A 19,206-nucleotide genomic window follows, 5' to 3' on the forward strand; every position below is an offset into this window, starting at 1 on the left:
ATTCAGATTTCAGATGGAATCATCCGGCTCTAGCGGCGCAGGAGGCCACCCACCGCGCAGCCTGAAGACGACCCGGAGGAACCGGGCGAGACAAGAAACGAAGCCAAGAAACGAAGCTAAGAACGTGGAGGAAATACCCATGATATCGCATTGGATCATCGCAGCAGCGCTGACGGCGGGCCTTTCGGTCCCGGCCCTGGCGCAGGACAAGGTCAAGCTCGTCGACGTCGTCGAGCTCTCGGGCCCGGGCGCGACCTCGGGCACCAACTGGAAGAGCGGCATCGACCTTGCCGTCGCCGAGATCAACGCCAAGGGCGGCATTCTCGGCAAGCAGATCGAGATCGTGCATTACGACACGCAGAGCAATCCTGGGAACACCCGGGCCGCCGTGCAGCGCGCCATCGACGAAGGCACTTATGCGGTGCTCGGCCCGGTCTTCTCCGGCCCGATCGGCGCCTCCATGCAGATCGCCCAGCGCGCCGAAATCGCCCAGATCGTCGGCGGCGAAGCGGCCGGCCTGACCAAGCAGGGCAACCAGTACCTGTTCCGAACCTCGCTCAGCCAGACGGCCGCGATGCCCAAGATCGCCAATTACCTGAAGAACACCGTCAAGGCAGGCTCCGTCGCCGTCGTCTGGGTCAATAACGATTTCGGCAAGGGCGGGCGCGACGCGATCATCCCCGAGCTTGAAAAGGCCGGCATCAAGGTCGCCGCCGATGTCGCCACCGAGCAGGGCCAGGCCGATTTCGCCGCCGACGCGATCAAGATCAAGAACGCCAATGCCGACGCCGTCTTCGTCTATCTCAACGAAGAGGAGAGCGCCCGCTTCCTGCGCGCTGCCGAGCAGCAGGGCATCACCAAGCCGCTGATCGGCGAGACCACCTTGCTCGGCGCCAAGGTGATCGAGCTCGCGGGTGATGCCGCCAACGGCGTCAAGGGCCATGTCGGGCTCTCGATCGAGGCGCCGATCCCGGCCTTCCAGGAGTTCGGCAAGAAGTTCATCGCCAAATTCAACTACACCCCCGACCATAACGGCCTGAAGGGCTATATGGCCGTCTACATGGTCAAATGGGCGACCGAGAAGCAGAAGAAGTTCGACAAGAAGGGCGTCGCCGACACGCTGCGCGGCGCGACGATCAAGCCCTCCGAGGAGCCCGGGATCCTGATGGAGACCACGATCGAGCAGAATGGCGACCTCGACCGCGAAAGCTTCCTCGCCGAGGTGATCAACGGCAAGCAGGTGATCACCGCCACCTTGCCGAAGCTTAAGCCGTAAGCGGCTATTCCACCCTCGACGTCATCCCGGGCGAGCAGCGCTCGACCCGGGATCCATCGAAGGGCGTCACGGCTGCATGGATCCCGGATCTCCGCTTCGCTACGTCCGGGATGACGCGCACCCTCTAGTACACGCAACGCTCATCGGAAGAGCGAGACCGCCATGGCCGAATTCATCGCCTATCTCATCGCCGGCATCGCAACGGGCGCGATCTATGCGCTCGCTGCCATCGGCTTCACGCTGGTCTGGCAGACCTCGCAGACGATCAACTTCGCCCAGGGCGAATTCGTCATGCTGCCGGCCGTGCTTGTCCTGCTCGCAATCAAGCTGCTGGGCGCGCCGATCTGGCTTGGTGCGCTGATCGGCATCGCCGCCTTCCTTCTGGTCTTCGGCGTCGGCTTCAAGCTCACCGTGGTCGATCCGATGATCAAGCATGGCGTGCTGCCGCTCGCGATCGCCACCATGGCGCTGTCGATCATCATGAAGGAAGGCGCCAAGGACGGCTTTTCGGCCGAGGCGCAGAACTTCCCCTCCTTCGTGCCCTCGCAAACCATCTCGGTCTTCGGCGCCTCGATCTCGCTGCAGCATCTGGCGATCATCGCGGTCGCCTTCGCGGTGATCTGGGCGCTGCAATGGTTCGTCGGCGGAACCCGCCTCGGCCGCCAGATGCAGGCGACGGCGCAGAACCCGACGGTCGCGCGCATTCTCGGCATCCCCGTGGAGCGCATGGTGCTCCTGACCTTCGTCATCAACGCCGCGCTTGCCGTCGTCGCCTCGGTGCTGATCTCGCCGATCTATCTGGCGAAGTTCTCCAATGGCGAGGTCATCGGCCTGTTCGCCTTCATCGCGGCGATCGTCGGCGGCTTCAACCAGGTCCGCGGCGCGCTCGTCGGCGGTTTGATCGTCGGCATCGTCGACAGCATGGCCGCCGCCTACATCTCGACGCAGTACCGGCTCGCCGTGCCGCTCGTCCTGCTCGTCGTCGTCATCCTGCTCAAGCCGGAAGGCCTGATGGGCCGCAAAGAGGAGCGCCGCGTATGACCGCGCCCGCAACCCATGAGAGCCTGCAGCATGAGAGCCTGCCGCAGCGCAGCCGCCTCTCCCTGCCCGCCTTCGTCGACGGCTCGCTGCTTACGCTGATAGCGGGCGCCGTGATCCTCTGGTTCGCCCCGGTCGGCATGGGCCGCTACGGCACCTATGTGCTCTCGCTCTGGCTGGTGATGAGCGTCGCGGTGATGGGCCTGAACCTGACTTTGGGCTATGCCGGCCTCAAATCGCTGGCACAGGCCGCCTTCATGGGGTTAGGGGCCTACACGACGGCGATCCTGACCACGAAATACGGCGTCTCCTGGTATGCCGCCTTCGCGCTGTCGGGGCTGCTGACCTTCGCTGTCGGCCTCGTGCTCGGCTTTCCCGCATTGAGGGTCAAGGCGCATTACCTCGCCTTCGTCACGCTCGCCTTCTCAACGCTGATCTGGCTGATCATGCGCAACGAGCAATGGCTCACCGGCGGCGTCTTCGGCATCTCCAACATCAACCGGCCGGAGTTCTTCGGCATCAAGCTGTTCGGCGCGCTCGAATTCCACCGCTTCGTCGTCGTCGTCACCTTCATCCTCGCGGTCGTGCTGTGGTGGATGATCCGCAGCCCCTGGGGCCGCGCCTTCACCGCCCTGCGCGAGAACCCGATCCGGGCGGCAAGCCTTGGCGTCGACACGCGTATGTACACGCTGCTCGCCTTCGCCATCGGCTCGGCCTATGCGGGCTTTGCCGGTGCGCTCTACGCGCCGCTGGTCGAGTTCATCGACCCCTCGCCCTTCTCGCTGTCGCAGAGCTTCTTCCTGCTGCTGATGGTGGTCGCGGGCGGCGCCGGCTACCTGCTCGGGCCCTTCATCGGCGCGCTGCTCGGCGTCGTGCTGCCGGAATGGCTGCGCTTCGCCGGCTCGCTCTATCTCATCATCTTCGCGGCCATCGTCATGCTGCTGCTGATCGCCTGCCCGCAAGGGGTGAGCGGGCTGCTGGAGCGCGGCTGGGCGAAGCTTAGCGGCAAGGCGGGAGCGCGCTGATGGCCCAGGTTCTCGAAGCCAACAAGGTTCTGGAAGTCACCAACCTGCACAAGGCCTTCGGCGGCATCAAGGCCGTCAACGGGGTCTCCTTCTCTGTGAATGAGGGCGAGATCCTCGGCATCATCGGCCCCAATGGCTGCGGCAAGTCGACCCTGTTCAACTGCATCCTCGGCCAGCTCGAGCCGAGCGAAGGCTCGGTCAAGCTCGACGGCCGGGACGTCACCAATCTGCGTCCCTCCGAGCTCAACCGGCGCGGCGTCAGCCGCACCTTCCAGCTGCTGCAGGTCTTCCCCGAGCTCTCGGTGCGCGAGAACCTGATCCTCGCCGGCCAGGAGCATGAGGGCTCGATGCTGTCGCGCTTCTTCGGGGCGCGCGATGCGGGGCTGTCCAAGAAGGCCGACCAGATGATCAGCTTCTTCAAGCTCGGCCATCTCATCGACGAGAAGGCAGGCGGGCTGTCCTACGGCCAGCAGAAGCTGCTCGACGCGGCAATGGCCTTCATGGCCGGCCCGCGCCTCGTGCTGCTCGACGAGCCGGCCGGCGGCGTCAACCTGACCATGCTGGGAGATCTCAAGGAGCGGCTGCGCGCCATCAACGCCGAACAGGGCGCAACCTTCGTGGTGATCGAGCACAACATGGATTTCGTGATGTCGCTGTGCTCGCGGGTGATCGTGCTGGCCGAAGGCAAGGTGCTGGCCGAGGGCACGCCGGCGCAGGTCAGAGCCAATCCGGCGGTCATCGAAGCCTATCTGGGGCATTGAGGAGAGCGTCATGAGCACACCCATCCTCGAACTCGACGGCGTGGTCGGCGGCTATGGCGCCATGACCATCCTGAACGGCACGACCTTCAAGATCCCGCGCGCCGCGATCACCACCGTGATCGGCCCCAACGGAGCCGGCAAATCGACCGTGTTCAAGGCGATCTTCGGCCTGCTCAAGGTGCGCGAAGGCCAGATCCGGCTGGAGGGGGCCGACATCACCAACTGGAACCAGCGCAAGCTGCTGGAAGCCGGCATCTGCTATGTGCCGCAGGGACGCAACATCTTCCCCGAGCTCTCGGTGCGCCACAATATCGAGCTCGGCGCCGTCGCCGCCGGCTCCGATATCACCGACATGCCCAAGCGCCTGGAGGCCGCACTCGACCGCTTTCCGGCCTTGCGGCGCAAGGCCGACAACCAGGCCTCGACACTCTCGGGCGGCGAGCAGAAGCAGCTCGAGATCGTGCGCGGCCTCCTGCTCGACCCCAAGCTGGTGCTGATCGACGAACCCTCGATCGGCCTCTCGCCGATGCTGGTGCAGGAGACTTTCGGCATTCTGAAGGACCTGCGCGCCAAGGGCGTGACGATCCTGATGGTCGAGCAGAACGCCCGCTCGGCGCTGGAGATCTCCGATGAGGGGCTGGTGCTCGAACTCGGGCAGACCCGCATGCAGGGACCGGCGGCCGAAATCCTGGCCGATCCGCGCGTCGGCCAGCTCTTCCTCGGCGGCGTGATGACGGAGGCGGCGTGAACGTCAAGCTGAACATCGCGCTCATCGGCGCCGGTCTCATCGGCCGGGCGCATCTGCATCGACTCGACACATCCCCGGACTGCGCCTGCGCCGCGATCTGCGATCCGACAGACGAGGCCCGGGCGCTCGCGGCCGAGCGCGGCATGCCCTGGTTTGCCTCGCCCGAAGCGATGCTGGCGGCGATGACGCCCGATGGCGCGATCATCGCCACGCCCAACGCCTTGCATGTGCCGGGCGCGCTCGCCTGCCTGGAAGCCGGCGTTCCGGTTCTGGTCGAAAAGCCGCTGGCCGAGAGCGTGGCTTCAGCGCAGAAGCTGGTCGAGGCGCAGGCCCGCACCGGCATACCGGTCCTCGCCGGCCATCACCGCCGCCATAACCCGATCGTCAAGGCGGCGCGCAGGATCGTGCAGGACGGCGGCATCGGCCGGCTGGTGGCGATCAACTCGCTGTTCCTGATCCGCAAGCCCGACGATTATTTCGACGTCGCCTGGCGGCGCGAAGCCGGGGGCGGCCCGGTGCTGATCAACCTGATCCACGACATCGACAATCTGCGCTTCATCTGCGGCGAGATCGACGCGGTGCAGGCCATGAATTCGAACGCTACGCGCGGCTTTGCAGTCGAGGACACCGCCGTCCTCACCTTCCGCTTCACCAATGGCGCGCTCGGCACGGCGACAGTCTCCGACGCCACGCCCGCACCCTGGAGCTGGGAGCTCTCATCTGGCGAGAACAAGGCCTATCCTCAGCGCGACGGGCATTGCTACCTGATCGCCGGCAGCGAGGGCTCGTTGTCGCTACCGAAGCTCGAGCTCTGGCGCTATGAGGGCAAGCAGGGCTGGTGGGAGCCGCTGCTTAGGGAAAGCCGCGCGGTCGCGCCCGTCGAGCCCCTGGCCGAGCAGCTCCGCCATTTCTGCGCCGTGATCCGGCGCACGGAGCAGCCCATCACCAGCGCCGCTGACGCCGCCCGCACGCTTGCGGTCGTCGAGGCCATCAGTGAGGCTGCGCGGCGTGGACGTCTCGTCACCATCGACCACCAGGCAAGGGCGCAAGCGGCATGAACCCGACCTCGATCGCGACCGTCTCGCTCAGCGGCGATCTCACGGAGAAACTACAGGCCATCGCCGCGGCCGGGTTCGACGCGGTCGAGGTCTTCGAGAACGATTTCCTGACCTTCGACGGCAGCCCGCGCGATGTCGGCAAGATGATCGCCGATCTCGGCCTGACGATCTCGGCCTTCCAGCCCTTCCGCGATTTCGAGGGCATGCCCGAGCCGCTGCGGGCGCGGACCTTCGCCCGAGCCGAGCGCAAATTCGCGATCATGAACGAGCTCGGCGCCGAGCTGATGCTGATCTGCTCGAATGTCTCGCCGCAATCGCTCGGCGGCATCGACCGGGCGGCGACCGATCTGCGTGAACTCGGCGAGCTCGCGGCGAAATTCGGCGTGCGCGTCGGCTTCGAGGCGCTGGCCTGGGGCCGCCACGTCAACGACTATCGCGACGCCTGGGAGATCGTACGCCGGGCCGATCACGCGCGCATCGGGCTGATTCTCGATTCCTTCCACACGCTGGCGCGCAAATCGCCGGTGGAGCCGATCGCCTCGATCCCCGGCGACCGCATCTTCCTCGTCCAGCTCGCCGATGCGCCCAAGCTCGACATGGATGTGCTGAGCTGGAGCCGGCATTTTCGCTGCTTCCCCGGCCAGGGCGACCTTGCCGTCGCCGATTTCGTCAAAGCGGTCGAGGCGACGGGCTATTCCGGGCCGCTCTCGCATGAGATCTTCAACGACCAGTTCCGAGCGGGCTCGGCCCGCCGGCTCGCGACCGACGGCATGCGCTCGCTGATCGCGCTGGCCGACCAGACCGCGCCGCATTTGCCGCCGCGCGCGCATGTCGAGGGCGTCGAGTTCCTCGAATTCGCGCTGGACGAGGATACGGCCGCCGATCTCGCGGCTTTGTTCAAGGCGCTCGGCTTCCAGCAGACCGGCACGCATCGCAGCAAGATGGTGACGCGCTGGAGCCAGGGCGGCATCAACCTCGTGCTCAACACCGAGAAGGACGGTTTCGCCCAGTCGCATGCGATCATGCATGGGCCCGGCGTCTGCGCGATCTGCCTGCGCGTCGACGATGTCGAGCAGACCATGGCCCGGGCGCGAGACTTGAAGATCACGGCCTTCGAGCAGCCCGTCGGCCCCGGCGAGATGCATATCCCCGCCATTCGCGGCGTCGGCGGCTCATTGATCTATTTCACCCAAGCCACAGGCGAACTCGCCCATATCTGGGAGAAGGACTTCGTCGCCAGGCCCGATGCCGCCGCGCCTGCGCCCGCCCTCCTGCAAAGCGTCGATCACATCTCCCAGTCGATGGACTATGAGGAGATGCTGTCCTGGCTGCTGTTCTACACCTCGCTGTTCCATCTCGAGCGCATCCCGCAAACCGCGATCGCCGATCCTGCCGGCCTCGTCGAGAGCCGCCCGATCGTCAGCGCCGACGGCTCATTGCGCTTCGTGCTCAACGGCTCGCAGGCGACGCGGACCCTGTCCTCGCGCTTCGTCTCCGAGCATTTCGGCTCGGGCGTGCAGCATATCGCCTTCAGCGCGCCCGACATCTTCGCGGCGGTGACGGCGATGCGGGCCGCGGGCCTCTCCTTCCTCGACATCCCCGAGAATTATTACGAGGATCTGGAAGCGCGGCACGGGCTCGATCCGGACTTCATCGACGCCTTGCGCGATCACCACATCCTCTATGACCGCGACGGCGAGGCCGAGTTCCTGCAGGTCTACACCCATGTCTTCGCGCAGCGCTTCTTCTTCGAGATCGTCGAGCGGCGCGGCGGCTATGCCGGCTTCGGTGCGGTGAACGCAGCGGTGCGCCTCGCCTCGCAGGCAAGAGAGGCGCGGCCCGTGACGGTGCCGCGGCCGTTGAGGGAGAGCTGAGCGTCATCCCGCACGCGCTGCGGCGCGCAGTGCCGCTGCGCAGATGCGGGATCGCGTGACGCGGAAGGCGCCTCCTTCTGAAGACGGTCCCGTGTCTGCGCCGCGGCATTTCATGCCGCAGCGCGCACGGGATGACAGCCCCCTACCCCCGCAGCATCTGCATCGGCGTCGGATAGTAGCGGAAGCCGTCGCCGGCTTTGGCGAGGTTGCCGAAACCCGGCCAGGCAAAGTGGTAGGACATCACCGGCGTCTTCTCGTCGGCCAGGATGGTGAGCAGCTTCACGCGCGATTCCACCGCCTGTTTCGGGTCGAAATCATAGGCGAATTCAAGCCGGGGCTTCTCGGTCAGCAGGATCGCGTGATGGGTCAGATCGCCGAGGAAGGCGAAGGATTTGCCTGAGGACGCCACCCTGAAAATATGGTGCCCCGGCGAGTGGCCGGGAGCCGCGATCGCCTGCACGCCCGGCAGGAATTCCTGGCCGTCCTTGAAAAAGACGATGCGGTCCTTCACCGGCCTGAGATTGGCGCGGGCATGCTCGCCGAAGGCCTTGAACGGCGTGCCGAGCCGGGCATCGTCGAGCCAGAAATCATAATCGATCTGGCTGATATAGATCTGCGCGTTCGGGAAATGCGGCTTGCCGTCCTGGGAGGAGATGCCGCCGATATGGTCGATATGGGCGTGGCTGATGACGATGGCGTCGATGTCCTCCGGCTTGATGCCGGCTTCCGCCATGCTCTTCTGCAGGCGACCCGTGGTCGGGCCGAAGGCCTTGGAGAAGCCCATGCCGGTGTCGAACATGACGAGCCTGTCGCCGAAATTCACGATCGGGACGTTCTGCTCGAGGACGACATTGTCCTTGGCCAGGAAGTTGTTCTCCAGCATGCCGTAGACGGTTTCCTTGGGCACGCCGAGGAAGCTCGCGCCAGGATCGCCGAGCGGCAGCGGCCCGTCGGAGACCACCGTGACCTCGGCCGTGCCCAGCATGAAGCGGTAGAAATAGCCGGACTGGGTGTTGGACAAGGGCGCCTTGGCCAGGGCCGCGCCGCCAAAAGGCAGCGTGGCGCCCGCAGTAAGCGCAGCCGCGCCACCCAGAAATTCGCGACGGCTGGAATGGGGATGCATGATCATATCCTCGGACATTGCGCTTCCTCCTGAGTGAAACGGTTCCAGCGTTCCCGCTGGCATTCTTGTCGACGGAGACCGGGCAAGAGGCCGACTGGGCAAGAGACCTGCCAGGCAAGAGGCCTGGAGCGGCCTTGTCGCAAACCCATACCTCTCGAAAGCCCTGCCTCGCGCCGGAGGATGCACCTGCCCCAAGGGCGCGACCAATATCCCTTCGCTCTATCCGGCATAAGCGAAAGCTGGGGCCGGAGACGTTCCCCTGGCGCGCAAACTGATTCAAGCAGTCGCGCCAAACGCCTGTGATCGTTCCGATTTCGGGAATCGACCCGGGCGATGCATGCCGCCGCGCGAGGCCTGGCATGCCGCTGCGCCAAGCCCGCTCTGGCCATCGCTTGCGGGCGACGCTACCAACGTCAGAGAGGCCTCAGCGGCCGGCCAGGAACCGAGTAACCCAGCGATGGATTTGCGCCAGCTTCGCTATTTCACCGCGATCGTCGAACAGGGCTCGTTCTCGAAGGCCGCCACCAAGCTGCGCGTGGCGCAGCCGGCGTTGAGCCAGCATCTGCGCCATATGGAAGACGAGCTCGGCGTTGCGCTCTTGCATCGCGGCACGCGCGGCGTGCTGCCGACGGAGGCCGGCGAGCGGCTCCTGCTGCGCGCCCGGGCGATCCTGGCGGAGTTCGCCGAATTGCGCGACAGCGTCCGGGGCGAGACCGCTGCGCCCGGCGGCGAGGTCCGCATCGGCCTGCCCGGCACAGTCAGCGAGCAGTTCAGCGTGCCCCTGATCCAGGCGGCGCGCGAGCGTTATCCTGCCGTGCGCATCCGCATCGCCGAGGCGATGAGCGGCTTCGTGCTCGACTGGCTGCGCCGGGGCGAAGTCGATCTCGCCGTGATCTATGCGATCTCGGATCCCAAGGGACTCGGCATCCACCATATCCTGACCGAAGAGCTCTGCCTGTTCGGCCCGCCCGGGCTCGACGCGGTGAAGACGCCGCCCGGCGGCACGGTGACGCTCACCGAGGCAGCGGCTGTCGACCTCATCCTGCCCGGAATCGGCCATGGCCTGCGCGACCAGATCGACGAGGCGGCCGCCGGCGTCGGCGCCACGATCCAGCCCGCGATCGAGATCGAATCCTATACGCAGATCAAGCGGCTGGCCGAGCGCGGCCTGGGCTACGGCATCCTGCCGCGCATGGCGGTCCGCGCGCAGGAGAAGGCAGGTCTCTTCCAGACCTGGCGCATCGAGCAGCCCTCGCTCTACCGCAAGGTCTATCTCGCCTATTCGACCGAACGGCCGATGCCGGCGGCGGCGCGCGCCATCGGTCAGCTCTCATGGGAGATCCTGCGCGGGCTCGTCAGCGACGAGAGCTGGACGGCGACGCTGGGCGAGGATGGCGATCCGCCCGCCTTATATGGCTGATCGCGTTTTCGTCTTTGACAGAGCGCGAGGCTTGAGCCCCGATAGGGTCAACCCAGAACAATGATGCCCGAGGAAACACGCCTTTGAAAATCCGTGCCGCCGTCCTGAATGCCAGCCCTGTCGCCGCGCCCTATGCGCTGAGCAAGCCGATGTCGATCGAGGAGGTCGAGCTCGCGCCGCCCGGCCCCGGCGAGGTTCTGGTCAGGGTGCGCGCGGCGGGCCTGTGCCACTCCGACCTCTCGGTGATCGACGGCAACCGCCCTCGCCCCGTCCCCATGGTGCTCGGCCATGAAGCGGCGGGCGAAGTGGTCGAGGCCGGGCCGGGCGTGCAGGACCTCAAGCAGGGCGACCGCGTCATCATGGTCTTCGTGCCCTCCTGCGGGCATTGCTCCCCTTGCAGCGAGGGGCGCCCTGCCCTGTGCGAGCCCGGCAACGCCGCCAACGGCATCGGTGAATTGATCGGCGGTGGGCGAAGGCTCTCCGCGGGGGGTAAGCCGGTGCATCACCATGTCGGCGTCTCCGCCTTTGCCGAATATGCCGTGATCTCGCGCCATTCGCTGGTGAAGATCGAGGCCGACATCCCCCATGAGATCGCGGCCTTGTTCGGCTGCGCCGTGCTGACCGGCGTCGGCGCAGCGGTGAACACGGCAAAGATCCGCGCCGGCGAAACGGTCGCCGTCGTCGGCCTCGGCGGGGTGGGCCTGAGCGCGCTGATGGGAGCTGCCGCCTGCGGCGCCTCGCGCGTCATCGCGGTCGATCTCGCGCAGGACAAGCTCGCGATCGCGCGCGAGCTGGGCGCGACCGATACGTTCAATGCCGGTGACCCCGGCGTGATCGAGGCGATCCGGGCGGCGACCAAGGGCGGCGTCGATCATGGGCTGGAGATGGCGGGCTCGGTCAAGGCGCTCGACCTCGCCTATCAGATCACCAGGCGCGGCGGCACGACCACCACCGCCGGGCTCGCCAACCCGGCGCATACGCTCTCGCTCGCACCAGTCAAGCTCGTCGGCGAGGAGCGCACGCTGAAGGGGTCCTATGTGGGCTCCTGCATCCCGGTGCGCGACATCCCGCGCTTCATCGAGCTTTACCTGCGCGGCAAGCTGCCGGTCGACAAGCTCTTGACCAGCACCAGCGGGCTGGACGGCATCAATGAGGGATTCGACGCACTGAACGAGGGGCGCACGATCCGGCACGTCATCCGTATGTGAGCGGGTTGACGACCGGTGGCGGGCCGACCGGCACCTTGAGATGGTGCAGCCGCAGGGGCTGGCGCAGCAGATAGCCGCGCACGTCCCGCTCCGAGAGCGTCTCGAACCGGGCCAGCATCTTCCCCAGCGCCTCCCTGGCCCGATCCTGGCGCGTCGTATCGACCCCGACGGCGCGCTCGATGAAGGCCGAGGCATCGGCAAACGCCTCGACACGGTCATATTCCATGCACCGGCACTCGCTCAGGATGCCGCGCCGCCCGGCGCGGGTGATCGCATCCTGCGCGGCCTGGCGCACCGCCGTCTCGTCCTCGATCAGCCGCAGCGCATCGAAGAACGTGCCCTCGGACAAGGGCTCGATGACGACGACGCTGCCGCCCTTGCCGACAACGCGGGCCGCCTCTTCCAGAGCAAGCAGCATGTTGGGCACCGGCAGATGGTGCAGGCTGTTGAGGAAGATCGCGACATGGATGCTCGCGTCGTTGAAGGGCAGCTGCTCTGCGCCGGCCTTCTGCACATGGGCGGTCGGCACCGCACGGCGCGCCGCCTCAACCGCAGTCTCGTCGATATCGATCCCGGCGACACGCGCGCCACGTTCGACGAGGCCCTGCATGAGATGGCCGCCACCGCAGCCGATATCGAGCATCCGCCGCCCCTGCAACGGTGCAAAGAGGCTTTCGAGGATCTCGAGGGTGTCGCCTGCGGGTCGATTCATGATTCTGGCGATGGTTGCTCTGACGGCGAGCCGGCGCAAGGTCGCATTTTCCGACCTTGCGCCGCTTCTCTCGCCGTTTAGTAGCTCTCGCCCTCGATCCGCAAGCCTCTCTGCCGGCTTAGATTCATCGGCGGCTTAGAATCATAGGCGGCTGGTCGCGGAGCTGCGCGGCGCAAGCCCTGCGGCCAACGCCGCCATGAGCATCAGCACGACCGCGAGCCCAGCCAGCGCCGCAAAGCCGGCGCGGGCATAAAGCGGCCCGAACCCCGTGGTCCCGACGAAGAGCGCGAGATAGGTCACGCCGCTGTTGAGCCCCATGATCGCGCCGCGGCGGGCGGGGTCGAGCGCGGCGAGCCGGACGATCAGCACGTTCAAGGCCGCATGATTGGCCATGCCCCAAACGAAGGCGACAGCGAGCAGCGCGACATAGGAGGCAGCGGCGGCCGCCATCAGCAGATAGATGCCGCAGACAGCCATGAACAACGCCGGCAGCAGCCGGGCCGGGCCGAAGCGATCGATCCAACGATCGAGGAAGGCCGCCGCGCCAAAGCCGAGGCCATAGCACAAGGCGAGCAGGCCACCGGCGCTCACCGGCAGGCGGAGCCCCTGGTGCAGATGATCCCCGATATAGCCATAGACGCCATAGAAGGAGGCCATGAAGGCGGCGCAGGCGCAGAGCAGCGGTGCGATGCCCGGAATGCGCAGTGCCGAGAGCGGCGATGGCGCGCTCCGCCCGGCCGCAGCCCCCTTCGCCGCCAACGTCGCGATGCCGGTCACGGCGGCAAGGCCGGCCGCGACGACGATGCCATAGACCATGCGCCAGCCGATGAGGTCGGCGATCACCGCCGAGAGGGAGACGCCGGCGACCATGCTGAGCGTCCAGCCGGAGAGCACGACGCCCAGCGTGTCGCTTTCGCGGCCCGCGGGCGACGCCAATGCAGCCAGAGTGTAGATCGACGGCAAGGCGACACCAGCGGCGAGACCCGCCAGCCCCTGCGCGGCGATGAAGGCCGGAAGGGCGGGCGCCGCCGCGCTCGCTGCGAGCGCAGCGATGAAGACCAGCAAGGAAAAACGCAGGATCCGGCCGGGACCGAACCGGTCGATCAGCCCGGCGAGCAAGAGCGCGCTCGCCGCCGTGCCGATGCCGAAGGCGGCCGAGGCCGACATCACCGTCGGCACGTCGCTGCCGAAGCTCGCCGCCACCTGCGGCGCGATCGGCGCCAGCGCCAGCGAATTCGCCCCGATCAGACCGATGCACAGGCACAGCGCATAGGCGGCAGCGGGAATCCGGGGTGAGGCGGATATGATTTGATTGCTGTTCGTCATTATCCCAGAATGACCGAATACCATTCCAGCTCAATGCGGGATCATCGAATGCTTGAAAAAACAGATGGGGTTCGGCGCAGCCGTGGTTCCGAGCGAGAACTCGATGCCATGGACCGAAAGCTGTTAGGCGTTCTGGTCGAAGACGCGACCACGAGCTACGCCGAATTGGGCGAGCGCGTCGGCCTCTCGCCGCCGGCGGCGCATGAGCGTGTCAAGCGATTGCGCCGCTCCGGCGCGATCCGGCGGATCGCCGCGCTGATCGAACCGGAGGCCACGGGCAAGACGCTCCTCGCCTTCGTCCATGTCGACACCACCGGCTGGGGCAAGACCACGGCGCTGATGGCGATCGAGACGCATCCCGAGGTCGAGGAAATCCATTCCGTCGCGGGCGACACCTGCATGCTGCTGAAGGTGCGCACCGAGAGCACGCATGCGCTCGAAGGCCTGCTGGCGAAGATCTACGATGTGCCCGGCGTCACCGCGACCCGCAGCTATGTCGTGCTCTCGACCTATCTGGAACGCCCGGTTCAGCCGGGGATCACCAGCGAATGGCCGGCGCGCATCAAAACCGCTTGAAAGCGCTCCTAGAGCATTTTCGAGCGAAGTGGACACCGGTTCGCGTGAAGAAAATGCGATAAAACAAGGAGCTAGAGCAGGAGGCGAAAAAGCGGGAGCCGGCCCTTCGCAGGAGAAACGCTCTAAACGACCGGAATCTAACATGTTCTTTTTACATTCGGACGATGCCGCCCGAATGTAATGTGATCTGGCGCTCGCGGCGCCAGCCTTCGCCTCAGCCGTGCTTGTGCACGATCGTTTTGGTCACCGCGAACTCCTCCAGCGCGATGAAGCCCTTCTCGCGGCCATGGCCGCTCTTGCCGGTGCCGCCGAAGGGCAGTTCGATGCCACCGCCGGCGCCATAGCCATTGATGAAGACCTGGCCGGCCCGGACGCGCCGCGAGACGCGCTGCTGGCGGCCGCCATCCCTAGTCCAGACGGCGGCGACGAGGCCGTAATCGGTCGAATTGGCCAGCTTGATGGCGTCCTCCTCATCCTCGAAGGAGAAGGCGGACAGCACCGGCCCGAAGACCTCCTCCTGCTCCAGCCGGTTGCCGCGCGGCACCTGGCCGAACAGGGTCGGCGTGACGTAGAAGCCGCCATTGGGCACGCCCTGGGCGATCTGTCCCTCGGCCAGCACCGGGATGCCCTGCTCGCGCGCCTGGTCGATGAAGCTCTGCACGCGACCGCGCTGCTTGGCATTGATCACCGGGCCGCAATCGAGATCCATCTCCGGCGCGCCGGCGCGCAGCTTCGAAAACTGCTTGGCGACCGCGCCGACGAACGCGTCATAGACGGTCTTCTGCACCAGCACGCGGCTGCCGGCCGAGCAGGTCTGCCCGGTGTTCTGGACGATCGCCTTGCAGACGATCGGCACCGCGGCATCGAAATCGGCATCGTCAAAGACGATCTGGGGCGATTTGCCGCCGAGTTCGAGCGTGCAGGGGATCAGGTGGTCGGCGCAGGCATGCTGCACCATCTTGCCGACCTCGGGCGAGCCGGTGAAGGACATGAAGGCGATGCCCGGATGCGAGGAAAGCGCCGCGCCGGCCTCATGGCCGCGCCCCGCGACGACGTTGATCGCACCGTCGGGAAAGCCGACCTCGCTCGCGAGTTCGGCAAGGCGGAAGGCCGTGGCGCAGGCATCCTCGGCCGGCTTCAGCACGACCGCATTGCCCATGGCGAGGGAGGCGGTGAGCGAGCGGCCGAACATCTGCGCCGGATAGTTCCAGGGCAGGATATGGCCGGTGACGCCATGCGGCTCATGCACCACGCTGACGCTGTAGCCGTTCAGGAATGGAATGACGTGGCCATGCACCTTGTCGGCAGCGCCGCCATAGAATTCGAAATAGCGGGCGGTCGCGTCGATATCGGCCCTGGCCTGCGCCATCGGCTTGCCGGTGTCGCGCGCCTCGAGCTTGGCGAGCTCGTCGAAATGGTCTTGCAGCTTGAGCCCGAGCTTCGAGATCAACCGGCCGCGCTCGGCTGCCGTCAATTTGCCCCAGGCGCCGTCGAAGGCGGCGTGGGCGGCCTTGACCGCGGCGTCGATGTCAGCGGCGTTGCCGCAGGCGATGCGGGTGAATTCCTCGCCCGTCGCGGGGGCCAGCTTGGCGATGGTTTCGCCCGTCTGGCCAGCGACATAGCGGCCGTTGATGAAGTGCTGATTCATGGGCGTTTCTCCGTCGGTCTCAGTTCCCCGCCCCCAAGGGAGAGGGATTTGAATTCAATGCATCCCCGCCGCCGCCAGCGAACTCGCCGCGAGCCCACCCTCGACTTCGGTGACCTCGCCGCGCTCGATCGCGTAAGCGCGCTCGGCGAAATTGCGCAGCAGGCTGGGGTTGGATTCGGTGATCAGCAAGGCGATCTCGGGATGGCTGTCGCGCAGGGTGCGCAGGGCAGCGGCATAGCGGTTGGCCAGCACCGGGGCCAGCCCCTGAAACGGCTCATCGAGCAGGATCACCCGATTACCGATCATCAGCGCGCGCGCCAGCGCCGCCATCTTGCCCTGCCCGCCGGAGAGGCCCGCCGCAGGGCGATGGCGGAGATCCGCGAGTTCCGGCAGCACGGCGTAGATGCCCTCGAGCCGCCGCGCGATCTCGGGCGCGCCGAGCTTCATCACCTCGGCCGGCAGGCGGATATTCTCCTCGATGGTGAAGGTCGAGAACAGGCGGCGATCTTCGGGCGCATAGCCTATGCCCAGCCGCGGCCGCTCATGCGGCTTCACCTCCAGCAGCGGCCTGCCGTCAAAGGCGATCGCGCCGCCCGTGACCTTCATGAAGCCCATGATCGCGCGCAGCAGGCTGGTCTTGCCGGCGCCGTTGCGGCCGATCAGGGCGACCGTCGCGCCCTCGGCCAGGGCGAAATCGACCTTGCGCAAGACCTGCACGCCTTCGATCTCGGCCGAGAGGCCCTTGATCTCCAGGATGTCCTTGGTGCGCGGCATGATCAGACGACCTCCCCGATCACGCTCTCGCGGACGTCCGGATGGTTCAGGATCTCCTCGGGCGAGCCTTCCAGCGCGATCCTGCCGCCCGACCAGACGGCGACGCGATTGGCGTAGCGCGCGACCACATCCATGTCGTGCTCAACGAAGATCGCGGTGGTGGCGCGGGCGTCGAGTGCGCGGGTCAACGTGTCCATGACCTGGAACTTCTCATGGCTGGACACGCCGCTGGTCGGCTCGTCCATGAAGATCAGATTCGGCTTCAATGCGAGCGCAACCGCGATGTCGATCAGCTTGCGCATGCCCTCCGGCAATTCGCGCACGATACGGTGGCCGGTGTCCTTCAGCCCGACGATCTCGAGCAGCGCCCACATCTCATCGATTTTGGGATGCCTGGTGAGCTTGAGGAAAGGCGACCAGCTGCCCTCGCGGGCGCTCAGCGCCAGCAGCAGGTTCTCGATCACCGTGTTCTCGAGGAAGAGCTGCGGGATCTGGAAGGAGCGGCCGATGCCGAGCCGGGTGATCGCGCGCGACGAGAGCGCCGTGATATCCTGGCCAGCGAAGATGACCCTGCCCGACTGCGGCTTGATGTAGCCGGTGCAGAGATTGATGAAAGTGGTCTTGCCGGCGCCGTTGGGGCCGATGATGGCGATGCGCTCATTGGCGCGCACCTGCAAGCTCGCGCCATTGGCGGCCTGCACGCCGCCAAAGCGCAGTTCGAGGTCGCGGGCTTCGAGGATGAACTCACTCATCGCGCGGCCTCCCCGGAGGCGCGCTTGCGGCCCGCAATCAGCCCGTAGAGCCCGCTCGGCGCGAAGAAGATGATTACCAGCAGCATCACTCCGAGCACGGCGTGCCAGGTCTCGGGCGCATAGACCGCCGCATAGCCGCGGATGATCTGGAACATCAGCGCGCCCAGGAACGGGCCGGCGACGCCGCCGACCCCGCCGAGAATGGCGATGAAGACGAACTCGCCCGAGCGCACCCAATAGGCCAGCTCCGGCGTGACATGCCCTGAGACCAGCGCAATGACCGCCCCGCCCAGCCCCGCCAGCAAGCCCGACAGGAGATAGGCGCCATAGAGCACCTTGCGGCTGGAGACGCCGAGATATTCGAGCCTGGTCTCATTCGACTTGATTGCCTCCAGCGCCTTGCCGCCGGGCGAGGCCAGGTAACGCGCCACGAAGAGCGCGGCGACAGCGGCCAGCGCCAGGGTGATGTAGAACATCCAGAACTCGAAGCTCTCGCGCTCCAGCGTCATGCCCAGGAGCGTCGGGCGCGGCACGCGCTTGCCGTCGGCCCCACCGGTGATCGAGAACAGCTTCTCCAGGAGCGAGAAGAACACCATCGAGATGGCGAGGTTCAGCATGCCGAAGAAGATCGCCCGGTAGCGCACGATGAACAGGCCGACCAGTGCCGCGACGAGCCCCGAGGCGGCGGTCGCGATCGGCACCAGCAGCAGGACTTCATGGCCGAGATGGGCTGCGGCCATGAAGGCGACGACATAGGCGCTGAAGGCGAAATAGAGCCCATGGCCGAAGGAGACCTGGCCGGCGCGCAGCAGCACCAGGATGCCGAGCGCCGCCAGACCCTCGCAGAGCGCGACCGTCAGGATCACCGTCGACCAGGGTGAGAGCAGCGGGAAGGCGACGAGCGCGATCAGGAGCCCCGCGCCGATGAGATATTGGCGCGACATCAGACCTTCCTCGTCTGCACGGTGGTGAAGAGGCCTTCCGGCTTGATCAGCAGCACGACGACCATGATGAGATAGGGGATCAGCACGTCGAATTCCGGCGCGAAATAGACCGCGGCCGAGCGCCCGAGCCCGATCATCAGCGCCGCCACCGCCGCGCCCTCGATACGACCGAGCCCGGCCGTGGCCGCGACCGCGAAGGACAGCACGATCATGCCTGAACCGATGCCGGGCGTCAGCGAGGTGGTGGCCGAGGACAGCGCCCCGCCGAGCGCCGCCAGGCTCGCGCCGATGATGAAGGTGAAGAGGTAGATCCGGGTCGCGTCGATGCCCATCGCCATCGCCGCCTCGCGGTCCTGCGTCACCGCGATGATGGCGCGCCCGAAGCTCGTCCGGCGCAGGAACCAGCGCAGGCCCAGCAGCACGGCAAGCGCCACCAGCGGGATCAGGATGAGCTGATAGCTGGTATAGAAGATGCCGAAGACCTCGACGGTGCCGAGCCAGTTCATCGGCGCATTGGCGAAGAGCGGCTGCGTGCCGAAGACGACCTTCTGCGCATCCTCCAGGATCATGAAGACGGCGAAGGTGACGAGCAGCTGCAGCACCTCCTCCTTGCCGTAGATGCGCCGCAGCAGCAGCGCCTCGACCGTGCCGCCGACGACCACGCCGACGAGAACGGCCGAGATCAGGAACAGGGGGAAGGCCAGCCAGGTCGGCAGTCCCATCCCGGCCGCCGCCAGCACGGCCGAGGCCGCGACATAGGCGCCGATTGCGTAGAACGAGCCATGGGCGACGTTGAGCACGCCGAGCACGCCGAAGATCAGCGACAGCCCGACCGCGACCAGGAAGATCAGCGAGCCATAGGCCAGGCCGTCGAGCGCGGCGAGAAGGATCATTTCTGGAGGCATTTAGGGATCGTTCTTGGGTTTTCGATTCAACCGCGAAA

The 19,206-nt window shown here is 66.4% G+C and carries 18 protein-coding genes; 10 read left to right on the forward strand and 8 right to left on the reverse strand.

Going from position 1 to position 19,206, the window contains the following annotated elements; all coding sequences use genetic code 11:
- Positions 1-139: 139 nt before the first annotated feature.
- The 7 genes from ACSQ3P_RS25790 to ACSQ3P_RS25820 all read left to right on the forward strand — a co-directional run bounded on the left by ACSQ3P_RS25790 (position 140) and on the right by ACSQ3P_RS25820 (position 7,780).
- Positions 140-1,276 carry an ABC transporter substrate-binding protein gene (locus ACSQ3P_RS25790; protein WP_436168321.1) on the forward strand — a complete coding sequence of 379 codons (1,137 nt, stop codon included), beginning with the start codon at positions 140-142 and terminating at the stop codon, positions 1,274-1,276.
- Between the two features lie 162 nt (positions 1,277-1,438).
- Complete coding sequence (locus ACSQ3P_RS25795) at positions 1,439-2,317, forward strand: branched-chain amino acid ABC transporter permease (protein WP_436168322.1); 879 nt, start codon at positions 1,439-1,441, stop codon at positions 2,315-2,317.
- A complete protein-coding gene (locus tag ACSQ3P_RS25800; protein WP_436168323.1) occupies positions 2,314-3,339 on the forward strand; it encodes a branched-chain amino acid ABC transporter permease in 1,026 nt (341 codons plus the stop codon). The genes ACSQ3P_RS25795 and ACSQ3P_RS25800 overlap by 4 nt, the downstream gene beginning before the upstream one ends.
- Positions 3,339-4,100, forward strand: coding sequence for an ABC transporter ATP-binding protein (locus tag ACSQ3P_RS25805; protein WP_311909641.1), 762 nt, complete (start codon positions 3,339-3,341; stop codon positions 4,098-4,100). Before ACSQ3P_RS25800 ends, ACSQ3P_RS25805 begins: the two co-directional genes overlap by 1 nt.
- 10 nt (positions 4,101-4,110) lie before the next feature.
- Complete coding sequence (locus tag ACSQ3P_RS25810; RefSeq protein WP_436168324.1) at positions 4,111-4,848, forward strand: ABC transporter ATP-binding protein; 738 nt, start codon at positions 4,111-4,113, stop codon at positions 4,846-4,848.
- Positions 4,845-5,906: a Gfo/Idh/MocA family protein gene (locus tag ACSQ3P_RS25815; protein ID WP_436168325.1), complete on the forward strand. Its 1,062-nt coding sequence runs from the start codon at positions 4,845-4,847 to the stop codon at positions 5,904-5,906. The genes ACSQ3P_RS25810 and ACSQ3P_RS25815 overlap by 4 nt, the downstream gene beginning before the upstream one ends.
- Positions 5,903-7,780 (forward strand): bifunctional sugar phosphate isomerase/epimerase/4-hydroxyphenylpyruvate dioxygenase family protein, encoded by a 1,878-nt coding sequence (locus ACSQ3P_RS25820; protein WP_436168326.1) that lies wholly within the window; start codon positions 5,903-5,905, stop codon positions 7,778-7,780. The genes ACSQ3P_RS25815 and ACSQ3P_RS25820 overlap by 4 nt, the downstream gene beginning before the upstream one ends.
- A gap of 142 nt (positions 7,781-7,922) precedes the next feature.
- Here ACSQ3P_RS25820 and ACSQ3P_RS25825 read toward each other — a convergent pair whose 3' ends face one another.
- Complete coding sequence (locus ACSQ3P_RS25825) at positions 7,923-8,921, reverse strand: MBL fold metallo-hydrolase (protein ID WP_436168327.1); 999 nt, start codon at positions 8,919-8,921, stop codon at positions 7,923-7,925.
- Between the two features lie 439 nt (positions 8,922-9,360).
- Between ACSQ3P_RS25825 and ACSQ3P_RS25830 the strand changes: the two genes are divergently transcribed.
- The gene (locus tag ACSQ3P_RS25830) at positions 9,361-10,323 is read left to right on the forward strand and encodes a LysR family transcriptional regulator (RefSeq protein WP_436168328.1); all 963 of its coding nucleotides are present in this window, start codon (positions 9,361-9,363) and stop codon (positions 10,321-10,323) included.
- 83 nt (positions 10,324-10,406) lie between these two features.
- Positions 10,407-11,531, forward strand: a complete 1,125-nt coding sequence (locus ACSQ3P_RS25835) for a zinc-dependent alcohol dehydrogenase family protein (protein WP_436168329.1) — start codon at positions 10,407-10,409, stop codon at positions 11,529-11,531.
- Here the strand turns inward: ACSQ3P_RS25835 and ACSQ3P_RS25840 are convergent.
- Together ACSQ3P_RS25840 and ACSQ3P_RS25845 are read right to left on the reverse strand one after the other, a co-directional pair.
- The gene (locus tag ACSQ3P_RS25840) at positions 11,518-12,243 is read right to left on the reverse strand and encodes a class I SAM-dependent methyltransferase (protein WP_436168330.1); all 726 of its coding nucleotides are present in this window, start codon (positions 12,241-12,243) and stop codon (positions 11,518-11,520) included. The two genes, ACSQ3P_RS25835 and ACSQ3P_RS25840, sit on opposite strands and share 14 nt — an antisense overlap.
- Before the next feature lie 141 nt (positions 12,244-12,384).
- Entirely contained in the window at positions 12,385-13,569 is a 1,185-nt protein-coding gene (locus ACSQ3P_RS25845; RefSeq protein ID WP_436168331.1) for an MFS transporter, read from the reverse strand.
- 48 nt (positions 13,570-13,617) lie between these two features.
- Between ACSQ3P_RS25845 and ACSQ3P_RS25850 the strand changes: the two genes are divergently transcribed.
- Positions 13,618-14,145 (forward strand): Lrp/AsnC family transcriptional regulator, encoded by a 528-nt coding sequence (locus tag ACSQ3P_RS25850; protein WP_436168332.1) that lies wholly within the window; start codon positions 13,618-13,620, stop codon positions 14,143-14,145.
- Between the two features lie 214 nt (positions 14,146-14,359).
- Here the strand turns inward: ACSQ3P_RS25850 and ACSQ3P_RS25855 are convergent, their stop codons facing one another.
- Genes ACSQ3P_RS25855 through ACSQ3P_RS25875 form a run of 5 tightly spaced genes read right to left on the reverse strand, consistent with a single transcriptional unit; the run spans position 14,360 to position 19,168 of the window.
- Positions 14,360-15,793 carry an aldehyde dehydrogenase family protein gene (locus tag ACSQ3P_RS25855; protein ID WP_436168333.1) on the reverse strand — a complete coding sequence of 478 codons (1,434 nt, stop codon included), beginning with the start codon at positions 15,791-15,793 and terminating at the stop codon, positions 14,360-14,362.
- Positions 15,794-15,847: 54 nt separating this feature from the next.
- Complete coding sequence (locus ACSQ3P_RS25860; RefSeq protein WP_436168334.1) at positions 15,848-16,567, reverse strand: ABC transporter ATP-binding protein; 720 nt, start codon at positions 16,565-16,567, stop codon at positions 15,848-15,850.
- A 2-nt stretch (positions 16,568-16,569) separates the two neighbouring features.
- Positions 16,570-17,319: an ABC transporter ATP-binding protein gene (locus ACSQ3P_RS25865; protein WP_436168335.1), complete on the reverse strand. Its 750-nt coding sequence runs from the start codon at positions 17,317-17,319 to the stop codon at positions 16,570-16,572.
- Positions 17,316-18,263 (reverse strand): branched-chain amino acid ABC transporter permease, encoded by a 948-nt coding sequence (locus ACSQ3P_RS25870; RefSeq protein ID WP_436168336.1) that lies wholly within the window; start codon positions 18,261-18,263, stop codon positions 17,316-17,318. The genes ACSQ3P_RS25865 and ACSQ3P_RS25870 overlap by 4 nt, the downstream gene beginning before the upstream one ends.
- On the reverse strand, positions 18,263-19,168 hold the full coding sequence (locus ACSQ3P_RS25875; RefSeq protein ID WP_436168337.1) for a branched-chain amino acid ABC transporter permease: 906 nt from the start codon (positions 19,166-19,168) through the stop codon (positions 18,263-18,265). Before ACSQ3P_RS25875 ends, ACSQ3P_RS25870 begins: the two co-directional genes overlap by 1 nt.
- Positions 19,169-19,206 lie beyond the last annotated feature (38 nt).

This window comes from Allobosea sp. LjRoot9, assembly GCF_964252745.1.
Taxonomy (GTDB): domain Bacteria; phylum Pseudomonadota; class Alphaproteobacteria; order Rhizobiales; family Beijerinckiaceae; genus Allobosea.